General features: G+C 63.2%; 17 protein-coding genes. 7 read left to right on the top strand and 10 right to left on the bottom strand.

All coding sequences use genetic code 11. The features are described from left to right. Positions 1 to 39: 39 nt before the first annotated feature. The 10 genes from RO009_13455 to RO009_13410 form a co-directional block, all read right to left on the bottom strand. A complete protein-coding gene (locus RO009_13455) occupies positions 40 to 606 on the bottom strand; it encodes a hypothetical protein (GenBank protein ID MDT3686035.1) in 567 nt (188 codons plus the stop codon). Further along, the gene (wecC, locus tag RO009_13450) at positions 603 to 1,859 is read right to left on the bottom strand and encodes a UDP-N-acetyl-D-mannosamine dehydrogenase (GenBank protein ID MDT3686034.1); all 1,257 of its coding nucleotides are present in this window, start codon (positions 1,857 to 1,859) and stop codon (positions 603 to 605) included. The genes RO009_13455 and wecC overlap by 4 nt, the downstream gene beginning before the upstream one ends. Beyond that, positions 1,849 to 3,003 (bottom strand): UDP-N-acetylglucosamine 2-epimerase (non-hydrolyzing), encoded by a 1,155-nt coding sequence (wecB, locus tag RO009_13445; protein ID MDT3686033.1) that lies wholly within the window; start codon positions 3,001 to 3,003, stop codon positions 1,849 to 1,851. The genes wecC and wecB overlap by 11 nt, the downstream gene beginning before the upstream one ends. Continuing rightward, positions 3,000 to 3,779 carry a WecB/TagA/CpsF family glycosyltransferase gene (locus tag RO009_13440; protein MDT3686032.1) on the bottom strand — a complete coding sequence of 260 codons (780 nt, stop codon included), beginning with the start codon at positions 3,777 to 3,779 and terminating at the stop codon, positions 3,000 to 3,002. Before RO009_13440 ends, wecB begins: the two co-directional genes overlap by 4 nt. 122 nt (positions 3,780 to 3,901) lie before the next feature. Then, a complete protein-coding gene (locus RO009_13435; GenBank protein ID MDT3686031.1) occupies positions 3,902 to 4,480 on the bottom strand; it encodes an acyltransferase in 579 nt (192 codons plus the stop codon). Next, a complete protein-coding gene (locus tag RO009_13430; protein ID MDT3686030.1) occupies positions 4,470 to 6,044 on the bottom strand; it encodes an undecaprenyl-phosphate glucose phosphotransferase in 1,575 nt (524 codons plus the stop codon). Before RO009_13430 ends, RO009_13435 begins: the two co-directional genes overlap by 11 nt. 9 nt (positions 6,045 to 6,053) lie before the next feature. Further along, positions 6,054 to 8,339 carry a polysaccharide biosynthesis tyrosine autokinase gene (locus RO009_13425; GenBank protein ID MDT3686029.1) on the bottom strand — a complete coding sequence of 762 codons (2,286 nt, stop codon included), beginning with the start codon at positions 8,337 to 8,339 and terminating at the stop codon, positions 6,054 to 6,056. Continuing rightward, on the bottom strand, positions 8,320 to 9,555 hold the full coding sequence (locus tag RO009_13420) for an outer membrane beta-barrel protein (GenBank protein MDT3686028.1): 1,236 nt from the start codon (positions 9,553 to 9,555) through the stop codon (positions 8,320 to 8,322). Before RO009_13420 ends, RO009_13425 begins: the two co-directional genes overlap by 20 nt. Positions 9,556 to 9,981: 426 nt before the next feature. Continuing rightward, positions 9,982 to 10,542, bottom strand: coding sequence for a polysaccharide biosynthesis/export family protein (locus RO009_13415; protein ID MDT3686027.1), 561 nt, complete (start codon positions 10,540 to 10,542; stop codon positions 9,982 to 9,984). A 481-nt stretch (positions 10,543 to 11,023) separates the two neighbouring features. Further along, positions 11,024 to 11,791, bottom strand: a complete 768-nt coding sequence (locus RO009_13410; GenBank protein MDT3686026.1) for an IclR family transcriptional regulator — start codon at positions 11,789 to 11,791, stop codon at positions 11,024 to 11,026. Positions 11,792 to 11,890: 99 nt separating this feature from the next. Here RO009_13410 and RO009_13405 point away from each other — a divergent pair, with 99 nt between their 5' ends. From RO009_13405 to RO009_13375, 7 genes are all read left to right on the top strand, one after another. Further along, positions 11,891 to 12,937, top strand: a complete 1,047-nt coding sequence (locus RO009_13405; protein MDT3686025.1) for an LLM class flavin-dependent oxidoreductase — start codon at positions 11,891 to 11,893, stop codon at positions 12,935 to 12,937. Positions 12,938 to 13,037: 100 nt separating this feature from the next. Then, positions 13,038 to 14,186 carry an ABC transporter substrate-binding protein gene (locus tag RO009_13400; GenBank protein MDT3686024.1) on the top strand — a complete coding sequence of 383 codons (1,149 nt, stop codon included), beginning with the start codon at positions 13,038 to 13,040 and terminating at the stop codon, positions 14,184 to 14,186. 111 nt (positions 14,187 to 14,297) lie between these two features. Then, on the top strand, positions 14,298 to 14,753 hold the full coding sequence (locus RO009_13395) for an endonuclease domain-containing protein (protein MDT3686023.1): 456 nt from the start codon (positions 14,298 to 14,300) through the stop codon (positions 14,751 to 14,753). Between the two features lie 55 nt (positions 14,754 to 14,808). After that, positions 14,809 to 15,681, top strand: coding sequence for a branched-chain amino acid ABC transporter permease (locus tag RO009_13390; GenBank protein MDT3686022.1), 873 nt, complete (start codon positions 14,809 to 14,811; stop codon positions 15,679 to 15,681). A 2-nt stretch (positions 15,682 to 15,683) separates the two neighbouring features. Beyond that, positions 15,684 to 16,634, top strand: a complete 951-nt coding sequence (locus RO009_13385; GenBank protein MDT3686021.1) for a branched-chain amino acid ABC transporter permease — start codon at positions 15,684 to 15,686, stop codon at positions 16,632 to 16,634. After that, positions 16,631 to 17,410 carry an ABC transporter ATP-binding protein gene (locus RO009_13380; protein ID MDT3686020.1) on the top strand — a complete coding sequence of 260 codons (780 nt, stop codon included), beginning with the start codon at positions 16,631 to 16,633 and terminating at the stop codon, positions 17,408 to 17,410. The genes RO009_13385 and RO009_13380 overlap by 4 nt, the downstream gene beginning before the upstream one ends. After that, a complete protein-coding gene (locus RO009_13375) occupies positions 17,397 to 18,098 on the top strand; it encodes an ABC transporter ATP-binding protein (GenBank protein ID MDT3686019.1) in 702 nt (233 codons plus the stop codon). The genes RO009_13380 and RO009_13375 overlap by 14 nt, the downstream gene beginning before the upstream one ends. The last annotated feature ends 95 nt before the right edge of the window (positions 18,099 to 18,193 follow it).

The following is an 18,193-nucleotide window of genomic DNA, read 5'->3' as shown; positions in this document are numbered from 1 at the left end:
CGCCGCTTTTGCGGGGCATGACAATGAAGGGGCACCTTCTCAATCCGGAATTCCGACCGGTATCCTGTAATCCTCGATGCGGATGCCTGTTCTCTTAATCACACCAGGCACCCCTGCCACCAGCGCATGCGGCGGCACGTCCTTCAGCACAACTGCATTGGCGCCGATCACGCTGCCGCGCCCGATCGTGACCGGCCCAAGGATCTTCGCGCCGCACATGACGACCACATCCTGCTCGAGACGCGGACCACCTTTCCGCGGCCAGTTGCTGCCGAGCAGGACATGCATTCCGATCTGGCAGCGCGGACCGATAGTCGCCTCCTTGGTGATCACGACGGCCAGGGCGTTGTGACTGAAATGCACGCTCGGATCGATGTCCGCTTCCGCCGGGATGCGCGCGGCGTAAACGAACCGGATCACCTGTTCGATGAGCCGCGACAAACGGCGAAACCGCAGATCCAGCAGCCGGCGCGACACCTTGTGCAGCCGGACAATGCCCTGCACCTCCGCCCCTGCCGTGTTGGGCGCGCTTTCCGGCAGCGGCACGCTCGGCACGACCGCCGGCGATCCATCCGGATCCTGAACTACAGCCGATTCTATTTTCATCGACGCCAGATCCCCCGCGTGTCGTAGATGACTGCCCCGTTGCGCTGATGCGAGGAGACGCGCCGGAACGCTTCATGATCGACCAGTACGATCAGAATTCCGGCCTCCTTCAAGGCATGGTCCAGATCGATCTTGCGCACGCCGTGCTCGGACAAGGAGGATGGCAGCCCGTCAATGAACGGCTCCACGACGGAAATCCTGCCGCGATAGGTCGCGGCCAGATTCTCGGCAATTTCCAGTGCCGGGCTCTCGCGCAGATCGTCGACATTGGCCTTGAAGGCAAGCCCAAGGCAGGCCACCGACCGATCCGGATACGCTTCGATCAACTGCTTGGCCTGTTCAGTGACGTAACGCGCCTTGCCGTCATTGACCTCACGCGACATGCGGATCAGCCGCGCGTCATGCGGCGCGGCATCGACGATGAACCACGGATCGACCGCGATGCAATGGCCGCCGACGCCGGGACCGGGCTTGAGGATATTGACGCGCGGATGCCGGTTGGCGAGTTCGATCACATCCCAGACATTGACGTCCACATGATCGCAAATCACCGACAGCTCGTTGGCGAAGGCGATATTAGTGTCGCGATAGGCGTTCTCGGTAAGCTTGACCATTTCCGCCGTGCGCGCATGCGTCTCGATGCAGGTTCCTCGCACGAACAATTCATAGAATTGCCGAGCGCGGTTGGCGCAACGCGGCGTCAGGCCGCCGACGCAGCGGTCGTTCTGCACCAGTTCGATCAGGATGCGCCCCGGCAAGACCCGTTCCGGGCAATAGGCGATGCAGACATCCGCCTCGGCTCCGGGATCGTTCACATCGGGGAAGGTCAGTTCGGGCCGCAGTTTGGCGAGAATGTCGCAGATCTGCTCGGTCGTTCCGATAGGACATGTGGATTCCAGGATCACCAGGCTGCCCGGCGTCAGATACGGGGCGATCGAGCGCACCGCGCTGAACACGTGATCGACGACCGGCTTCTTGTTGCCGGAGAGCGGCGTCGGCACCGCGATCAGGAACACATCCGCGCGCTCCGGCTCGCTGCGCGGCACCAGCCGGCCGGATACGACGCATTTCTGCACCAACCCGTCGAGATCGGCTTCGGCGATGTGGATACGGCCGTCGCCGACCGTCGCCACCACCGCGGGGTTGGTATCGACGCCGACCACGCGGATGCCGCGGCTCGCGATCAACGCCGCCGTCGGCAATCCGATATAGCCGAGACCCAGCACACAGACCGAGGAGACTTCAGGATGCATGTTTCAACTCCGGATTGCTCTTGATCAGGGTTTCCTTGGAAAGAATGCGGATGATGCGCTGGCTGGCGCGGCCATCGCCGAACGGGTTGTGCGCGCGGCTCATCCGCTGATAATGCGCGTGATCATCGAGCAGCCGCAGCGTCTCGCGCGCAATCAGCTTGGGATCTGTGCCGACGAGCAGCGCTGTTCCAGCCTCCACGCCCTCCGGCCGCTCCGTCGTGTTGCGCATCACCAGCACCGGCTTGCCAAGCGCCGGCGCCTCTTCCTGCACGCCGCCGGAATCGGTGAGCACCACGTCGCAACGCGACAACAGTCGCACGAAGGGCACGTAATCCTGTGGTGGCAGCAGCCGGATGCGCGGATGATCGCCGAGCATGGCGCGCATCGGCGCCAGCACATTCGGATTGGGATGCACGGGGAAGATCACCGTCACATCCTCACGTTCCACGATCTGCAGCAGGGCGGCGGCGATGCGCTCCATGCCGCCGTCGAAATTCTCGCGCCGGTGCGCGGTCACCAGTACGAGGCGCCCCTTGCGTCCGCCATCCAGCACTTCATCGTCGATGCGCTCGCACAAATCGGAAAACACCTCGATCCGCTGTTGCGTCTGCAACAACGCATCGATGACGGTGTTGCCGGTAACGAAAATCCGCTCGCGCGGCACATTCTCGTTCGCCAGCGCCTCCGCCGCCCGCTCGGTCGGCGCGAAATGCAACGCCGCGATCGAGCCGACCACCTTGCGATTCACCTCTTCTGGCCAGGGCGAATAGATGTCGCCCGAGCGTAATCCCGCCTCCACATGATCGACCGGGATTTTGTGGTAGAAGGCCGACAGCGCCGCCGCCATCGCCGTCGTGGTGTCGCCCTGCACCATCACGCGATCTGGTGCGACCTCCTGCAGCACCTCATCGAATCCCTTGAGAATGCGCGAAGTCATCTGCGGCAGCGACTGGTTCGGCTGCATGATGTCGAGATCAAGATCGGGCGCGATATTGGCGATCTGCAGCACCTGATCCAGGATTTGCCGGTGCTGCGCGGTGACGCAGACCGTAACGTTGAAATCGGGATCGCGTTTCAGCGCATGGATCACCGGAAACAGCTTGATCGCTTCCGGGCGCGTACCGAAGGCTACGAGAATATTCATGCGTGGCCTCCCCGCACATGATTGGCAACGCCGCCGCGCCCCATGGCGCGCGCGATCATCGCTTTGCCGAGCAGGCCGGCGAATACCGCGTTGGTGGAAGCATAGCGCCACCACATCCGCCGCGGCTCCTGCCAGGTGCGGTACAGCCATTCCAGGCCCGCCCGCTGCACGCCCTGCGGCGCGCGCCGGACATGCCCGGCGAGAACATCGATACCGCCGCCGACGCCCATGATGAACGGCACGCCCAGCGCGTCGCGGTATTGATGCAGAAAACGTTCCTTGCGCGGCGTCGGCATGCCGATGAAGAGGCAATCCGGCGCGCAGAAGCGAATGTCCTCGACCACCTGCGCCTCGTTCTCGGGCGTGAAATAGCCGTCGCGATAGCCGGCAAAGGTCAGGCCCGGCCAGCGATGCAGCGCATTCACCACCGCGCGATCCAGCACGCTCCGGCGCGCGCCGAGGAAATAGGGCCGGAAATCATGCGCGGCGCAGATCGCGAGCAGGCGCTCCATCAGGTCCACGCCCGGCACCCGGTGCGGCACGGAAATGCCGAGCGCCCGCGCGCCCCAGACGATGCCCATGCCGTCGATGCCGACAATATTGCTTTCGCTGACGTCGCGATAAAGCTCCGGATCGTGCCGCGCCTTTACCAGCTTGGCGACGTTCATGGCGACGTGATGCGTCGTCTTGCGCGTCAGCATGGCGTCGATCGCCGCCGAGACCGTCTCCTCGAATGTCAACACATCGATGGGAATCCCGAGAAATTCCGCTCGCATTCCTGCCGTCCTCCTCGACTGAACTTCCATATTCAACCGGGCAAGCCTCTCCCGTTCGGGCGGACGGCGTTCTTGCCGGTCCCGTTCACAGATTGGCCTGCCCCTGAACCCCAGAATTGACGCTATGGATCGCCGCGCGCCGGACTGTCCGGCGACATCGTTTCCCAATCCCACAGACATCCGAAGCGATAGGTCTTGATGCCGCTGCGCACGATGCGCGCCGGATTTCCTGCGACGATGCAGCCGGGCGGCACATCGCGCGTGACCACGCTGCCGGCGCCGACGATCGAGTTGTCGCCGATGCTGACGCCTGGCATCAGGATGCTGTAGGCGCCGATGAAGCACCGCTCGCCGACGCGCGTGTCGGCGTAAAGGCCGCGGGTCATGTCATGGGTCAGGATCACGGCGCCGAAGGCGACATAGCTCTCCCGGCCGATGTGAATGCCCGAGGGATGCGTACGATCGAGCTCGACGCGCAGCGAAAAATGCGCGGTCGGATCGATGCTCATCTTCCAGACCTTGACGAAATAAAGCCAGCGCAGGCGGATCAGCACGCGGCGGATCTGCAGCAGGATGGCCCGCAACAGACCGCGCTTGGGCTCCCGCACGGCGACCGGCACATACCCATCGCGGTCGCGCTCGCCGGCGGCGTGCGAAACGGCATTGATCCTGAGAACGGCGTGAGGCGATTTAATACGCATTGCGATAGGACCTCGGCGAAAACAACGTCATCAGCATGATCTTGAGATCAAACATCACCGACCAATGATCGATGTAATAAAGGTCGTGCTCGACCCGCCGCACCATCTTGTCGATGGTGGAGGTTTCTCCGCGCAGACCGTTCACCTGCGCCCAGCCGGTGATGCCGGGCTTGACGTTGTGGCGGCGGGCATAGAGGCGGATACGCTCCTCGTATTCGTTGTTGTGCGCGACGGCGTGCGGGCGCGGACCGACCAGCGACATGTCGCCGAGGATCACGTTGATGAGTTGCGGCACCTCGTCGAGATTGGTGCGGCGGAGTAAGCGGCCGACGCGGGTGACGCGGCTGTCATTGACCTGCGCCTGCCGCACCACGTCGCCGTCATCGAGCGTGGTCATGGTGCGGAACTTGAACACCCGGAATTCGCGCTGGTTGAAGCCGTTGCGCCGCTGCCGGAACAGCACCGGCCCCGGCGAATCGATCTTGATGGCGACGGCGATCAGCGCCAGCAGCGGCGTCGCAGCGAGCAAGAGGCCGCTCGCCACCAGGATATCGAAAATCCGCTTGAGGCCGCGATCCTTCTGGGTCAGCGGCGCGCGCGACAGGCGCAGCGTATGCGTCCGCCCCACCCGCGCCAGAACCGGCTCGCGGATCCAGACCCAGCTCGGGTCAGGCGCCAGATGAATGGTGGCCGGGATGGTCGACAGCCGCTCGACCAAGGCGCGGACGCGCTCATGCTGCCGCCACGGCAGCGCGATCACGATCTCGTCGATCTGAACGCGCCGCGCCAACGTCTCCAGGCGGCGCAGAACCTCGTCCTCGTCGTGCGGCAGATCCGGCGCCAGCGCGATCGTATCCACGATCTCGGCGCCGGGGCCGTCCTGCCGCACCCTTTCCAGAAAATCCTTCATGTTGGCGGCAAGGCCGATCGCCACCACCTTGCGCCCGCGGATCACGCCGCGCGTAAGCCAATGATCGACGATGCGCGACATGGCGAGCCGCAGGAAGATCGCGGCAGCAAGCCCCGCGAGATATTGCGAAATGATGGAACCGCGCGAATAAAAATCCGTCGCCTGGATCATGAACAGGACGACGACAAAGACGGAAAACGCGATATTCCAGTGCTTGAACACCGAACGAAGCTGTTCGCGCGCATCCGGCAGCCGCTTGATGGAGTGATCGCGCGCCAGGCTGCATTGCAGGACAAAGCCGCCGACCAGCCCGAGGACGGCGAGGAGATAAAAGACCGGCCAGGGCAGATGGTCGAACATTGCATAGTGATAGACCGCGCCCGCTTCGAAGGTGACGGCGGCGAGAATGATGAACTCGGCGACGGCGGCGAATATCGGAAGGGTGCGCGCGTTCAGCGTCAGCGCCTGCTGCAGCTTCGCCAGCGGCGCCAGAAATGCGAAAGGCGATTGCTGCGCCGTCGCCGCCCGCCACAGGTTGCGGGCCGACAAGCGCCGGGTCCATTCACGCGACGCCGGCGGCTCCGCCCAGTCGTAATCGGCCGAAAAGCGGGTCGCCGTCGTCACCTTGGAATTCAAGCGTCGATCGATGTGCATGCCACCTGCCTAGGACTTGATGTTGATCGAGACCGTCTGGTCCCCGTAATAGCGGTCGAACTCGTCGGCGGCGCCGTTCAGCACAACGCCGACGATCTTGTCGGCAAGCTCCGGATTCTCCTGCAGGGCGGCTGTCACCGCGTCGCGACTCGTGCGCTCGGAGGCGACGACCATGACCGCGCCGTCGGCCTGCTCCAGCAGCAACCGCGCGTCCGCGACCGGCAAGAGCGGCGATGCATCGACGACCACGAGATCGAAGATGTCGCGCGCATGATCGACCAGCCGCTTCATCCGCAGCGATGTCAGCAGCGACAGCGCGTTGGCGCCGGACACGCCCCGCCCGCCGGCAATGGCATAGAGATTGGTGCGCGGCTCGTGCTTCACCGCCGATTTGAGATCGCTGCGGCCGGCCAGAAGATCGGCAAGGCCGATATCGCCGGGCAAATTCAGTGCACGTGCAAGCGCCGGGCGGCGCAGATCGCCGTCGATCAGCAGCACATTGTCGCTGGCCTGCGCCGCCGTGCGCGCGAGGTTGAGCGCGACCGTCGACTTGCCTTCACCCGGAAGCGCCGAGGTCACCAGCACCACCCCGATCTGGCGGTCGGAGGCCTGCTGTTTCAGGCTGAGATAAAGCGTGCGGATGCTTTCCGAGAATGCGGATTCCGGCTGTTCGATCACCACGTCGCCCAGCAAGCCGTCGACACCCCATTCGTTCGCGTCATCCAGCCTTCTGGCCCGCAGGTTGCGCAAATTGAATCCCGTCAGCAGCGGCCGCTGCGGCCGGCTGGGCTCCGCCATCACGCGCGGGATCGACGCCAGTGGCTGCAATCCAAATTCGCGCTCAAGCTCGACTGGGCGGCGGAAGCCGCGGCCAAAGGCGTCGCGCGCCAGTGCCAAGGCAATCCCCAACCCGAGACTGCCGAACAGGCCGAGGCCAAGAACCAGCCCCTTCTTCGGATAGCTCGCCGCGGTCGGCACCCGCGCCGGCGACACCACGCGCGAATCCGGAATTTGCATGCTGAGTTCGGACGTCTGTTTCGCGCGGGCGAGGAAGGATTGGAACAGATCGCGGTTGGCCTGCACATCGCGGTCGAGTTCGCGCAGGCGCACGCTCGCCTGATTGTATTGCGCCGCCCGCTCCTTCAGCTCGTCGAGACTCGCTTCCAGCGATTCCTGGCGCGCTTTCGCGATTTCATATTCGCTCTTCGCGCTGGTCACGATCCGGCTGATTTCCGCGGTGATCTGCCGCTCCAGATCGGCCACCTGCGCACGGCCGGTCGTCACCGCGGGATGCCCCGATCCGTAACGCGCTTCCCGCTCGGCCTGCTGGCGTGCCGCGTCGGCATATTGTCCGCGCAGATTGGACACCACCGATGACTGCAGCACGTCGACCGAGGCGGCCGCCGAGCGCAGGCGCTCCGGCGTGACCTGCCTGAGCTGTTCATATTTGGAGCGGGCGGCGGCGGCCTTGGCGCGGGCGTCGACCAGTTGGTCGGTGAGTTGGCCGATCTGCCGGTCCGACAGGTTTTCGCCGCCGGGATCGAACAGCCCAGCCTCCGCCTTGTAGGCCTCCAGCGCCTTTTCGGAGGCGGCCAGCCGCCCGCGCATTTCCTCCACGCGCCCGTTGAGCCATTCGCTGGCGCGCTTCGTCACATCGGCTTTTGCGGCGATCTGGTCCGCCAGATAGAGCTCGGCAAATGTATTGGCGATCTTCGCCGACTTGTCGGCTTCGCGCGACCAGGCATTCAGCTCGATCACATAGGTCAGCCCGCGGCGCTTGGCGCTGGTCGCTTTCTGCAGCCGGTCGATGACGCCGGCGAGCGGATCGCCTGAACTGTGCGACCCGAACACCGTGCGAAAGGGCAGCATTACTACTGATTTCAGCCGTGCCAGAAAGCCGTCCGGCGCGCCGAATTCATCGTCGCTGCGCAGATTGAGCTTCTCGGCCACCTCCCGGGTCAGCGCATCGGATTGCAGCAGCTCCACTTCGCTCTCGATGGCGCCGTTATCGGTGCCGGGACGTCCGACCACTTCCGCATCCTGCAGCAGCTTGGTCTGGCGCGGATCGACCAGGACGGCGACCGTCGCCCGGTATTGCGGGGTGATGGTGAGAATAGCCGCGATCGCGATCGCAGTTCCGATCACCGTCGTCGCGATGATCAGCTTCGCATTCCGACGTAGGCAGCGGATAATCTCGATGACCGCATCAGTTTCGGCCTCGTGACGGCGCGGCTGCGCCCGCACCAGTGCGGGCCGGCTGACGACGGAATAATGGTCAATGTTGCGCTGTAACATTGAACATCACCACATGTTTGTCGAAGCTGAAGACAGGCAGCGAGGAATCGCGGCTGATGAAATCGTAGCGCGCGCCGACCCGCAGATGCCGGTTCATGGCGTAGTCCACTCCGGTGGACAGACGAATCACCTCGTCATTGCGCGGAGAATCCTGAAAATCCTCGTTCTTGAATGACGCGCTGCCAAAGACAATGACGTTGCGCAGCAGCTCATAATCGATCTGCGCCTTGAAGGCCGTATCAAGCCGCGGCCCGAACCCCGGCGTGAGTGTTTCCGCGATGGAGCGCTCGGCTGCCGCCTTGACGGTGATCAGCGCCGTGGCGAGCCAGACCAACTCGCCCTTGAACGAAAATCCGTCAACCGGTGCAATGAGCGGGTTTTCATAGGATTGCGACATGTAGCCGACCTCGGCGCTGCCGGAGATCAGCGGCGTGATGACGAAATCCAGACCGCCGCGCACGTCGTAGCCGTCCGAATTCCGGTTCTCGGTGCCGGTCGCGGCATAATCCCGCCGGTTTCCTCCCATGCGAACGAACGCGCGGTAACCGGGAGAGAATTCGTAGAATGGCTTGATATAGGTCGAGTAGATCGTCCCGTCGCGCCCGCTCTGGTCGAGCACGGTGCCGTCGAAGGAATCGACATTCTCGTAGGTGAGGTTCCTGATGCCGGCATTCAGCGCCACCCCAAAGCGCCCCAGCGTCTTCGTCAGCGTGGCCTCGCCGCGCAGATCGTTATAGGGCACCGGCTCCGCGGCTGTGATCGGCGACCCGGATTCGCCGCGCTCGATATGCTTACGCGCCGCCTCGAATTTTGTATCGAGTTCCAGGTCGTGGGTGATTTCCCAGTTGGTGGCGAGCCTTGCTCCGCCATCGACCCGGTTTTCGCCCTTCAGCTCGCGATAGCGATAGATGTCGGCGCCGAGATCGAGCTTGTAGGAAAAGCGCGAGGGACTGAATTGCGCTCCCGGTGTGCCGCGGCCATAGACGACGGTGAGCTGAGGCGACAGAATTGCCGACCAATCGGCCTGCGCATTTGTTTCGCTGGCATAGACATTGGAATCGTAACGCGCGGTCGCCAGCAGTTGCGGATAGAAGAAGATGTCGCCGAGCCGATAGCCGATCGCGTCATATTCGGGATGCGGCCGGTCCCGCACCGGCAGCCGCGACAGCTCATAGTCCGGCAGCGCCTCCTCACCGAAGCCGGCCGTGCTGGTCACTGTTAATCCTACAACCACGATCCACCCAATTCGCAAGCAGCGACTCCACCAACAACGAATGCAGACCCCTCGTCATTACCACTGGCACCAAGACAAGCGATCCTGTGCTCCTTGCGTTTCCCCGGCCGCGGTCTCTTTCTTGTTGCGCTTTGTTTCTGCGCTTCAGTTCCGAGCGTGTGCTAATGCGGTGCGCGTCTCTCCGTTCCGTTCGTGCGTTTCGTTTTTCCTCGTGGCGAACATCCAGTCTCCGATTGAGAACAGCATCCATCGTTCGCGGACATGACAACGTCCGCGTCCAATTCTGTTCATCGTGAAATCAAGCGATGCCGGTGACGGCATCCGCAGGCGAAAGCGCCGTAGCTCCCGCGCGCTTTAAGCCTCGCAACTCGACTTGATCGTGCAGCGCATTTCGTCCCCTTCAATTTCTTAGAAGTAGCGTTCCGGCACCCGGATATTGTCGCCCGGCAGAACCGTGACGCGCTCGCCGTCCGTTCGCACCGTGCGCTCGCCGCTGGCGTCGGCGCGACGCACATAGAGCGTGCGCGTGTTGGCGCGATAGGTGTAGCCTCCGGCCATGGCGACGGCGTCCTGCACCGTCATGCCCGGCCGATACGGATATTGTCCCGCATTGCGCACTTCGCCGACCACATTGAATGGCCGATAAGTCACCACCTCCACCGCCACGCGCGGGTTCTTCACATAGCGCCCGTTGAGCGTCCTGGTCAGCGACCCCTTAAACTCGTCGACGCTCTGTCCCGCAGCGGGAACTTCACCCGCCAGCGGGAAAGCGACATTGCCGGAATCATTGACCTGAAATTCCCCCGTCAGGTCCGGCTCGTTGAAGACCGTCACCTTGACCTTGTCGCCCGGCGAGAGCCGGTACACAGATGCCTGTTGCGCGCTCGCCATGGCGTCTGCCGCCGAGACTGTTCCTCTCGGCCCATCGCATCCGCCGGCGACCAATCCGATGATAGCGATCGCGCTCACAAACTGTCCCCTGATCATTGTCGCCGCATGATCCCCGTCATCTCGCTTAAGGCAACCCGCGTTTGCAACTCACACCTGGCGAGACGTAACTCGAAGAGGCTACCGATCACATGCGACCGTCATGTGTCATTCGACGATCGCGCGTTCGTTCATCCATCCCGAATGAAATTCAGCCGTCCGAATTTGTCGAAGGTTTGGCACAGCAATGCAGATTCTTCGCTGTTAGTGAGAATCTGGAACTTACATCGCGCGATAAGTCACCTGAGTACCGATTGCGAAAAAATTAAACATCATGCGCGCGCTCAACACGCATCATGATCCAACGTGCGCCACTACCATGATGCTGGCATGTGCATCATGTTGATACCAGTGAACGCAGGCGACTGCAGCATCGCACCATTGCGCCACAATGATACAGGCGCACTAGCGCGCTCACATGCACGCGCTGGAATGTCTCTGCAGATTCGCGCAAGGCAGTTCGTCAGACCGGCGGCCCCAGGCGACGGCTTGCTTCGGCAGCGATGCTGCGCAATGTCTCCGCCACGTGTCCGTTCCAGCGTGCATCGAACACGGGCTGCATGCCGAACGCGGTCAACACCATCACAGCATGGCCGTCATGCGCGAGGATCGGCGCCGCCAGTCCGGAAATGCCGGCCATCAGATGACCTTCGACGCGCGCCAGTCCGCGCTTGCGCGTCTCGTTGCGGATCGCATCGGCATCGATTGATTCAAGTTTCTGCTTCGAGCGCCGCGCCTGCTCTTCCGATGCAAGTTTTCGAACGCGCTCATCGTCGCGCCAGGCGAGAAAGGCGCGGCCGGTCGCCGATGTCAGCAGCGGCATGACTGAGCCGACGCGCACGGAGACCGTCACCGGCTGGCTTGCTTCGACAAAGCGGATCACGGTCGCGCCATGCGTGCCCCACACCGCAAGCAGCGCATTGGCGTCGACCTCGCTGCGCAGCTTGGTCAGCGCCGCGGTTCCGATCTTGACGGCGTCGATGCGGCCGAGCGCGGTCAATCCGATCTCCAGCGCGCCGATTCCCAGGCCATATTGTCCGCTCACCGGGTCCTGCTCGACGAGACCCGCGCGCCCAAGGCTGACGAGATAGCGATGCGCAGTCGACGCGGCCATGCCGCTCGCTTCCGCGATACTCTTCAAACTCGCATCAGCAGGCATCGCCGCCAGCGCCTTCAGGACGCGCGCGCCGATTTCGACCGACTGGATCCCCTGCTGCTGCTTCTTGATCATTGCCCGCCCATCCCGGCCCGCGCCGCCGCTTGACAAGGCTGGTCGGCACTATTCTAATTTATGAAATAAATTGCATAATATAGAAAAAGAGGAAATGCCATGGGCGCCGGCGCGGCTGACACGCAACCTCCGATGCGTTTGTCCTATTTCTCGGTGCAGGACCATTACCCTGATCGCGCCCGCACCGTTACCGAACTTTACGCACAGGTGCTGCGCCAGGGCGAACTCGCGGACCAGCTCGGCTATGACGCCTTCTTCGTCGCCGAGCATCACTTTCACGAATACGGCACGGTGCCGAACCCGGCGGTAATGCTGTCGGCGCTTGCGCAGCGCACGAGGACATTGCGGCTCGGCCCAGCCATCTCCGTCCTCACCTTCCACCATCCGCTCACCGTCGCCGAGAGCTACGCGATGGTGGACGTGCTCTCGAACGGCCGCGCCATTCTCGGCGTCGGTTCCGGATATCTGAAACACGAATTTGAGGGCTACGCCGTGGCGCCGGCGGAAAAGCGCACGCGTTTCGACGAAAATCTCGCTGTCCTGAAACTGGCTCTGTCGGGGAAGCGCTTCAGTTATGAGGGCGTGTATCACACCGTCAAGGATGTGCAGCTCAACGTCGTGCCGGTGCAGCCCGCGATCCCGATCTATGTCGCGATCCTGGCGCGCGAGGCCGCCTATCATGTCGGCAAGCAGGGCAACAATATCGTCTGCGTGCCCTATGCTTCGCTCGACCGTTTCGCTGACATGACCGCCTTTGTCGGCGAGTTCAAGAAGGGCCGCAGCGAGAGCAGCGTCCCGCCGCAGCCCTATGACAACATCTTCGCCTTCCACACCCATGTCGCCGAGAGCGACGAGGCCTGCCGGAAGAACGCCGCCGACGCCTTCGATCTCTATGTCGCCACCCGCCTCTACGCGAAGCGGCAGACCTATGACGACATCATGCGCAGCGAGCTCGGCCTGTTCGGCTCGGTCGATACCGTCGTCGACAAGATCGTCGAGCTCTATCGGATGGGCGTCACGCATATCATGACCCTGCAGAATTTCGGCTTCCTCGCCGAAGCGAAGGTGCATGACTCGATGCGGCTGATGGCGGAGGAAGTGATGCCACGCGTCGCCCGGCGCATCGGCCAATCCGCCGCGGCGTGAAGGCTCACCCCTAACGAGACGTTGATCAGAACTGCCAATCATGGAAGCATGACCGCAAAGCCGTCACAGAACGGTCCGGTCAAAAGATGGGAGGATTTCAATGAAACGTTCGCTATCCAGGCTGTTTGCGGCTGCTGCCTTTTGCATTGCAGCAAGTTCCGCGCAGGCCGAAATCAAGATCGGCGCCGTGCTGTCCGTCACCGGCCCCGCCTCGTTCCTGGGTGATCCCGAGAAGAAGACCCTGGAAATGTATGTCGCCGACATCAACGCCAAGGGCGGCGTCAACGGCCAGCAGATCAAGCTGTTCGTCTATGATGATGCCAGCGATCCCAACCAGGCCCGCACCTTCGGCACCCGCCTGATCGAGCAGGATAAGGTCGATGCCCTGCTCGCGGGCTCCACCACCGCGACCACCATGGCGATCATTCCGCTCGCCGAAGACGCGGAGATTCCGCTGATCAATTTCGCCGGCGCGGTGCAGGCAGTGCATCCGGTCAAGAAATGGATCTTCAAGACCCCCCACACCGACCTCATGGCCTGCGAGAAGATTTTCGAGGATCTCAAGAAGCGCAACCTGACCAAGATCGCCATGATCTCCGGCGCGGATGCCTTTGGCAAATCGATGCATAGCCAGTGCATGACCGTGACCAAGAAATACGGCATCGAGGTCGTGCACGAGGAAACCTATCAGCCGCGCGACAACGACATGACGCCGCAGCTGACCAACATCAAGGGCAAGGCCGGCGTGCAGGCCGTGGTCAATCCCGGCTTCGGCCAGGGCCCGGCGATCGTGACGCGCAATTATCGTCAGCTCGGCATTCCCTACCCGCTCTATCAGAGCCATGGCGTCGGCTCGAAGCAGTTCATCGAGCTGGCGGGCCCTGCCGCCGACGGAGTGCGTCTGCCGGCTGCCGCCTTGCTGGTCGCGGAAAAGCTGCCCGACAACGATCCGCAGAAGAAAGTCGTGGTCGACTACAAGAAGACCTACGAAGCCAAGACCGGCCAGCCGGTCTCGACCTTCGGCGGCCATATGTATGATGGCTTGATGATCCTGGTGGACGCGATGAAGCGCGCCAAGAGCGCCGACAAGGCGAAAGTCCGCGACGAGATCGAGAAGACCAGGAACTTCATGGGCACCGGCGGTGTCGTCAACATGTCGCCCACCGACCACCTGGGTCTCGATCTCTCGGCCTTCCGCATGCTGGAGATCAAGAACGGCGACTGGACGCTGGTCGCGGCCGGGTCGTGAGTTACACGACACTGATCGCGGCCGGGCCGTGAGTTTCGCGACGGACTCGGCTAACCTCCCCCTGCAAGGGGGAGGTCGGCGAGCGTAAGCTCGCCGGGTGGGGGTCATCATATGTCCCGCTTCAATCGCACGCTCGACAAAACGGGCCTTGCCCGAAAATTGCGTCGCGACGGAACTGATGTGGAGATGCGCCTGTGGCAGCGGCTGAGAAACGGCCAGATATGCAACACGCATTTTCGCCGACAGCATCCAGCCGGGCGCTACATTCTAGATTTTTACTGCCCTGCTTTGGCCCTCGCTGTTGAGCTCGACGGAGGCCAACATACCCAAATGGGAATACGCGACCGCGAACGCGACGATTGGCTGAAGCAAAGGGGCGTGACAGTCCTCCGCTTTTGGAATTCGGATGTCACCGAAAACCTGAACGGTGTACTGGAAGTCATCGCTGCGAAGATCGGCGAGCTAAGCTCAGCGCCGGTGCAGTATCGTCCGCGTTGGCACAGCCCGCGCGTTTCCGACCCCCACCCGGCGCTGACGCGCCGACCTCCCCCTTTCAGGGGGAGGTGACCCATGGAACGCGTGGTCCAGATGCGACTGTCCGCCCCCTCCAGGGGAGGGTAAAGTGGCCGAATTCCTGCAATTCGTGTTTTCCGGTCTCACAGTCGGCGCCATCTATGCGCTGGTCGCGGTCGGCTTCACGCTGATCTACAACGCCTCCGACGTGATCAACTTCGCCCAGGGCGAATTCGTCATGCTGGGCGGCATGATCACGGTCTTCGCGGCGGCCGCCGGCGTGCCGCTGCCGCTCGCCGCCCTGCTCGCGGTCGTCGTCGCCGTCGCCGTCGGTCTTTTGCTGCACCGATTGGCGATCGAGCCGGCGCGCGGCGCATCCGCTGTCACGCTCATTATCATCACCATTGGCGCCTCAATTCTGCTGCGCGGTCTCGCCGCCGTGGTGTTCGACAAGAATTTCCACAGCCTTCCACCCTTCATCGGCGGCGGCCCATGGCAGATTGGCGGCGCCGCCCTGCTGCCGCAGAGCGTGGTGGTGCTCATCGGCACCGGCATCATTGTCGTGCTGCTGTGGCTGTTCATGGAGCGGACATTGATCGGCAAGGCCATGGTCGCAGCCGCGGCCAACCGCATTGCGGCGCGGCTCGTCGGCATCAACATCTCCTCGGTGCTGGCGCTGTCCTTCGGGCTGTCGGCCGCCATCGGCGCCGTCGGCGGCATTCTGGTCACGCCGATCACCCTGACGAATTATGACGTCGGCACCCTGCTGGCGCTGAAAGGCTTTGCCGCCGCCATGCTGGGCGGCATGGGCAACCCGCTCGGCGCCGTGGTCGGCGGCCTGATCGTCGGCCTGCTGGAAGCATTCGGCGCCGGCTATATTTCCTCGCAATACAAGGACGCCATCGCCTTCCTCGTCATCCTCGGCGTGTTGTTCGCGATGCCGCAGGGACTGTTCGGCCGCGCCGGCGTCGAGCGGGTGTGACGATGCGGCGCCTCCTTAAAAGCGGTCACAGCGTTGTCATCCTCACGGCGCTTCTCGTTGCGATCATCCCGTTCCTTGTACCCTCGACCTTCCATCTGCGCATCGCCGCTTTGGTCTTCATCTTTGCGCTCGCGGTCGTCGGTCTCAATCTGCTGATGGGCTTTGCCGGCCAGGTCAGCCTCGGTCATGCCGGCTTTTTCGGCATCGGCGCCTATGCCGTCGCGGTCGGACCGGCGCATTTCGGCATTCCGTCCTGGGCCGCGCTGCTGATCGGCCCCCTCGCCGCGGGTGGTCTCGCTTTTCTCATCGGACGGCCAATTCTGAAACTGCGCGGTCATTATCTCGCCGTCGCAACGCTCGGCATGGGCCTGCTGATCGCGATGGTCTTCACCAATGAAGCGCGTTTCACCGGCGGTCCCGACGGCATGCCGGTGCAGCGCCTTGAGCTGTTCGGCTGGCGCGTGCGCGGATCGCAGAGCTGGTACTGGCTATCGGGCGTGACGCTGGTCATCGCCTCCTGGATCGCCGTCAACATCATCAACAGCCCGACCGGCCGCGCCTTGCGCGCCATCCATGACAGCGAAGTGGCGTCGCGCGTGCTGGGGATCGATGTCGCCCGCTACAAGCTGATCGTCTTTGTGATCTCGGCGGTCTATGCCGCCGTCGCCGGCGCCTATCTCGCGCTGTTCGACGCGCTGGTGACGCCCGCAACCGCCGGCTTCCTGCGCTCCATCGAATTCGTCACCATGGCGGTGCTCGGCGGGCTCGGCTCCATCCTCGGCAGTCTTGTCGGCGCCGCGGTTCTCGTCGTGCTGCCGCAATTGCTGACCGTGTTCCACGATTACGAGCACATCGCGCTCGGCCTTATCATGATCGTGTTCATGATCTTCCTGCCGGCGGGGATCGTGCCCTCGCTCGCCCGGCTGATCATGCGCAGGCTGCCGTCATCATGACCCTGCTCAGCGTCCACGACATCGGGATCACCTTTGGCGGCGTCAAAGCCGTCGACGGCGTGTCGTTCTCCGTCGAGGAAGGGGAAATCTTCGCGATCATCGGCCCCAACGGCGCCGGCAAGACCACCCTGTTCAACATCATTTCCGGGGTCTATGTCCCGAAACGCGGCCGGGTGTCTCTGCGCGGTGAAGATGTCACCGCCCTAGAGCCACATCTTCTCGCCAGACACGGCCTGTCGCGCACCTTCCAGAACCTGCAGATCTTCTTTCGCATGACCGCGCTGGAAAACGTCATGGTCGGGCGGCATCTGCATGAAAGCCACAACACGCTGGCGCATCTCTTTCCTCTGCCCTCGGTGCGGCGGCAGAACGAGATCACCCGCGAGAAGGCGCAAGAGCTTCTGGATTTTGTCGGCCTGTCGTCTGCGGCATCACGCATCGCCGGCACCCTGCCCTATGGCGGCTTGCGCCGGCTTGAAATCGCGCGGGCGCTGGCGACGGAGCCGAAAATATTGCTGCTCGACGAGCCGGCCGCCGGCTGCAACACGGCCGAGGCCGACGATCTCGACCTGCTCATTCAAAAGATTGCGGCATCCGGCGTAACCGTCGTGCTCGTCGAGCATAACATGAAGCTGGTGATGAAGATTTCCAGCCGCATTCATGTGCTGGATCAGGGCCGCACGCTCACCGAAGGCAAGGCCGCGGAGGTGCGCGCCAACGAGGCGGTGATCGCCGCCTATCTCGGCACCGCGGAGGCGCATCGTGCTCAGGATTGACAGGCTCGTCAGCCGCTACGACCGGATTGAGGCGCTGCACGGCGTGTCGATCAACGTCGTGGCCGGCGAGATCGTCACCTTGGTCGGCAACAACGGTGCCGGCAAGACAACGCTGTTGCGCGCGATTTCCGGCGTGCAGCCGATTGCGTCGGGCTCGGTCATCTTTGAAGGCGAAACCATCAATCACATGCCCGCGCATGTGCGCGTGGTGCGCGGCATCGCCCAGGTGCCGGAAGGCCGGCAGGTGTTCACCCCGCTGTCGATCGCGGACAATCTTAGGCTCGGCGCCTTTGCCCGCCGCGACGCGCATATCGCCCGCGATCTTGAGCGTGTCTATTCATTATTCCCCGTGCTTGCCGAAAGGCGCGCGCAGCTGGCGGGCGGCTTGTCCGGCGGCCAGCAGCAGATGCTGGCGATCGGCCGCGCGCTGATGAGCAATCCGCGCCTGCTGTTGCTGGACGAACCGTCGATGGGCCTTGCCCCGGTACTGGTCGAGCAGATTCTGGCGACGCTATCGTCGCTGCGCAAAGACGGCGTCACCATTCTCCTGGTGGAGCAGAATGTCGCCGCCGCTCTCGCCATCGCCGACCGCGCCTATGTGCTGGAGACCGGCCGCATCGTGCTCGACGGGATGGCGCGTGATCTCGCCCGCGACCCGCGCGTGCGCGATACGTATCTGGGGGTGTGAGCCGTAGTCCGCAGGATCGCGAGCGAGGATTACGAGGATCGAGCGAGGATTGCGAGGACCACGTGCTCACGCCGTGCTCGCGACCGAGGATCGCG

This window comes from Pseudorhodoplanes sp. (genome assembly GCA_032027085.1).
GTDB lineage: Bacteria > Pseudomonadota > Alphaproteobacteria > Rhizobiales > Xanthobacteraceae > Pseudorhodoplanes.
This window is presented reverse-complemented; position numbering and strand designations above follow the sequence as displayed.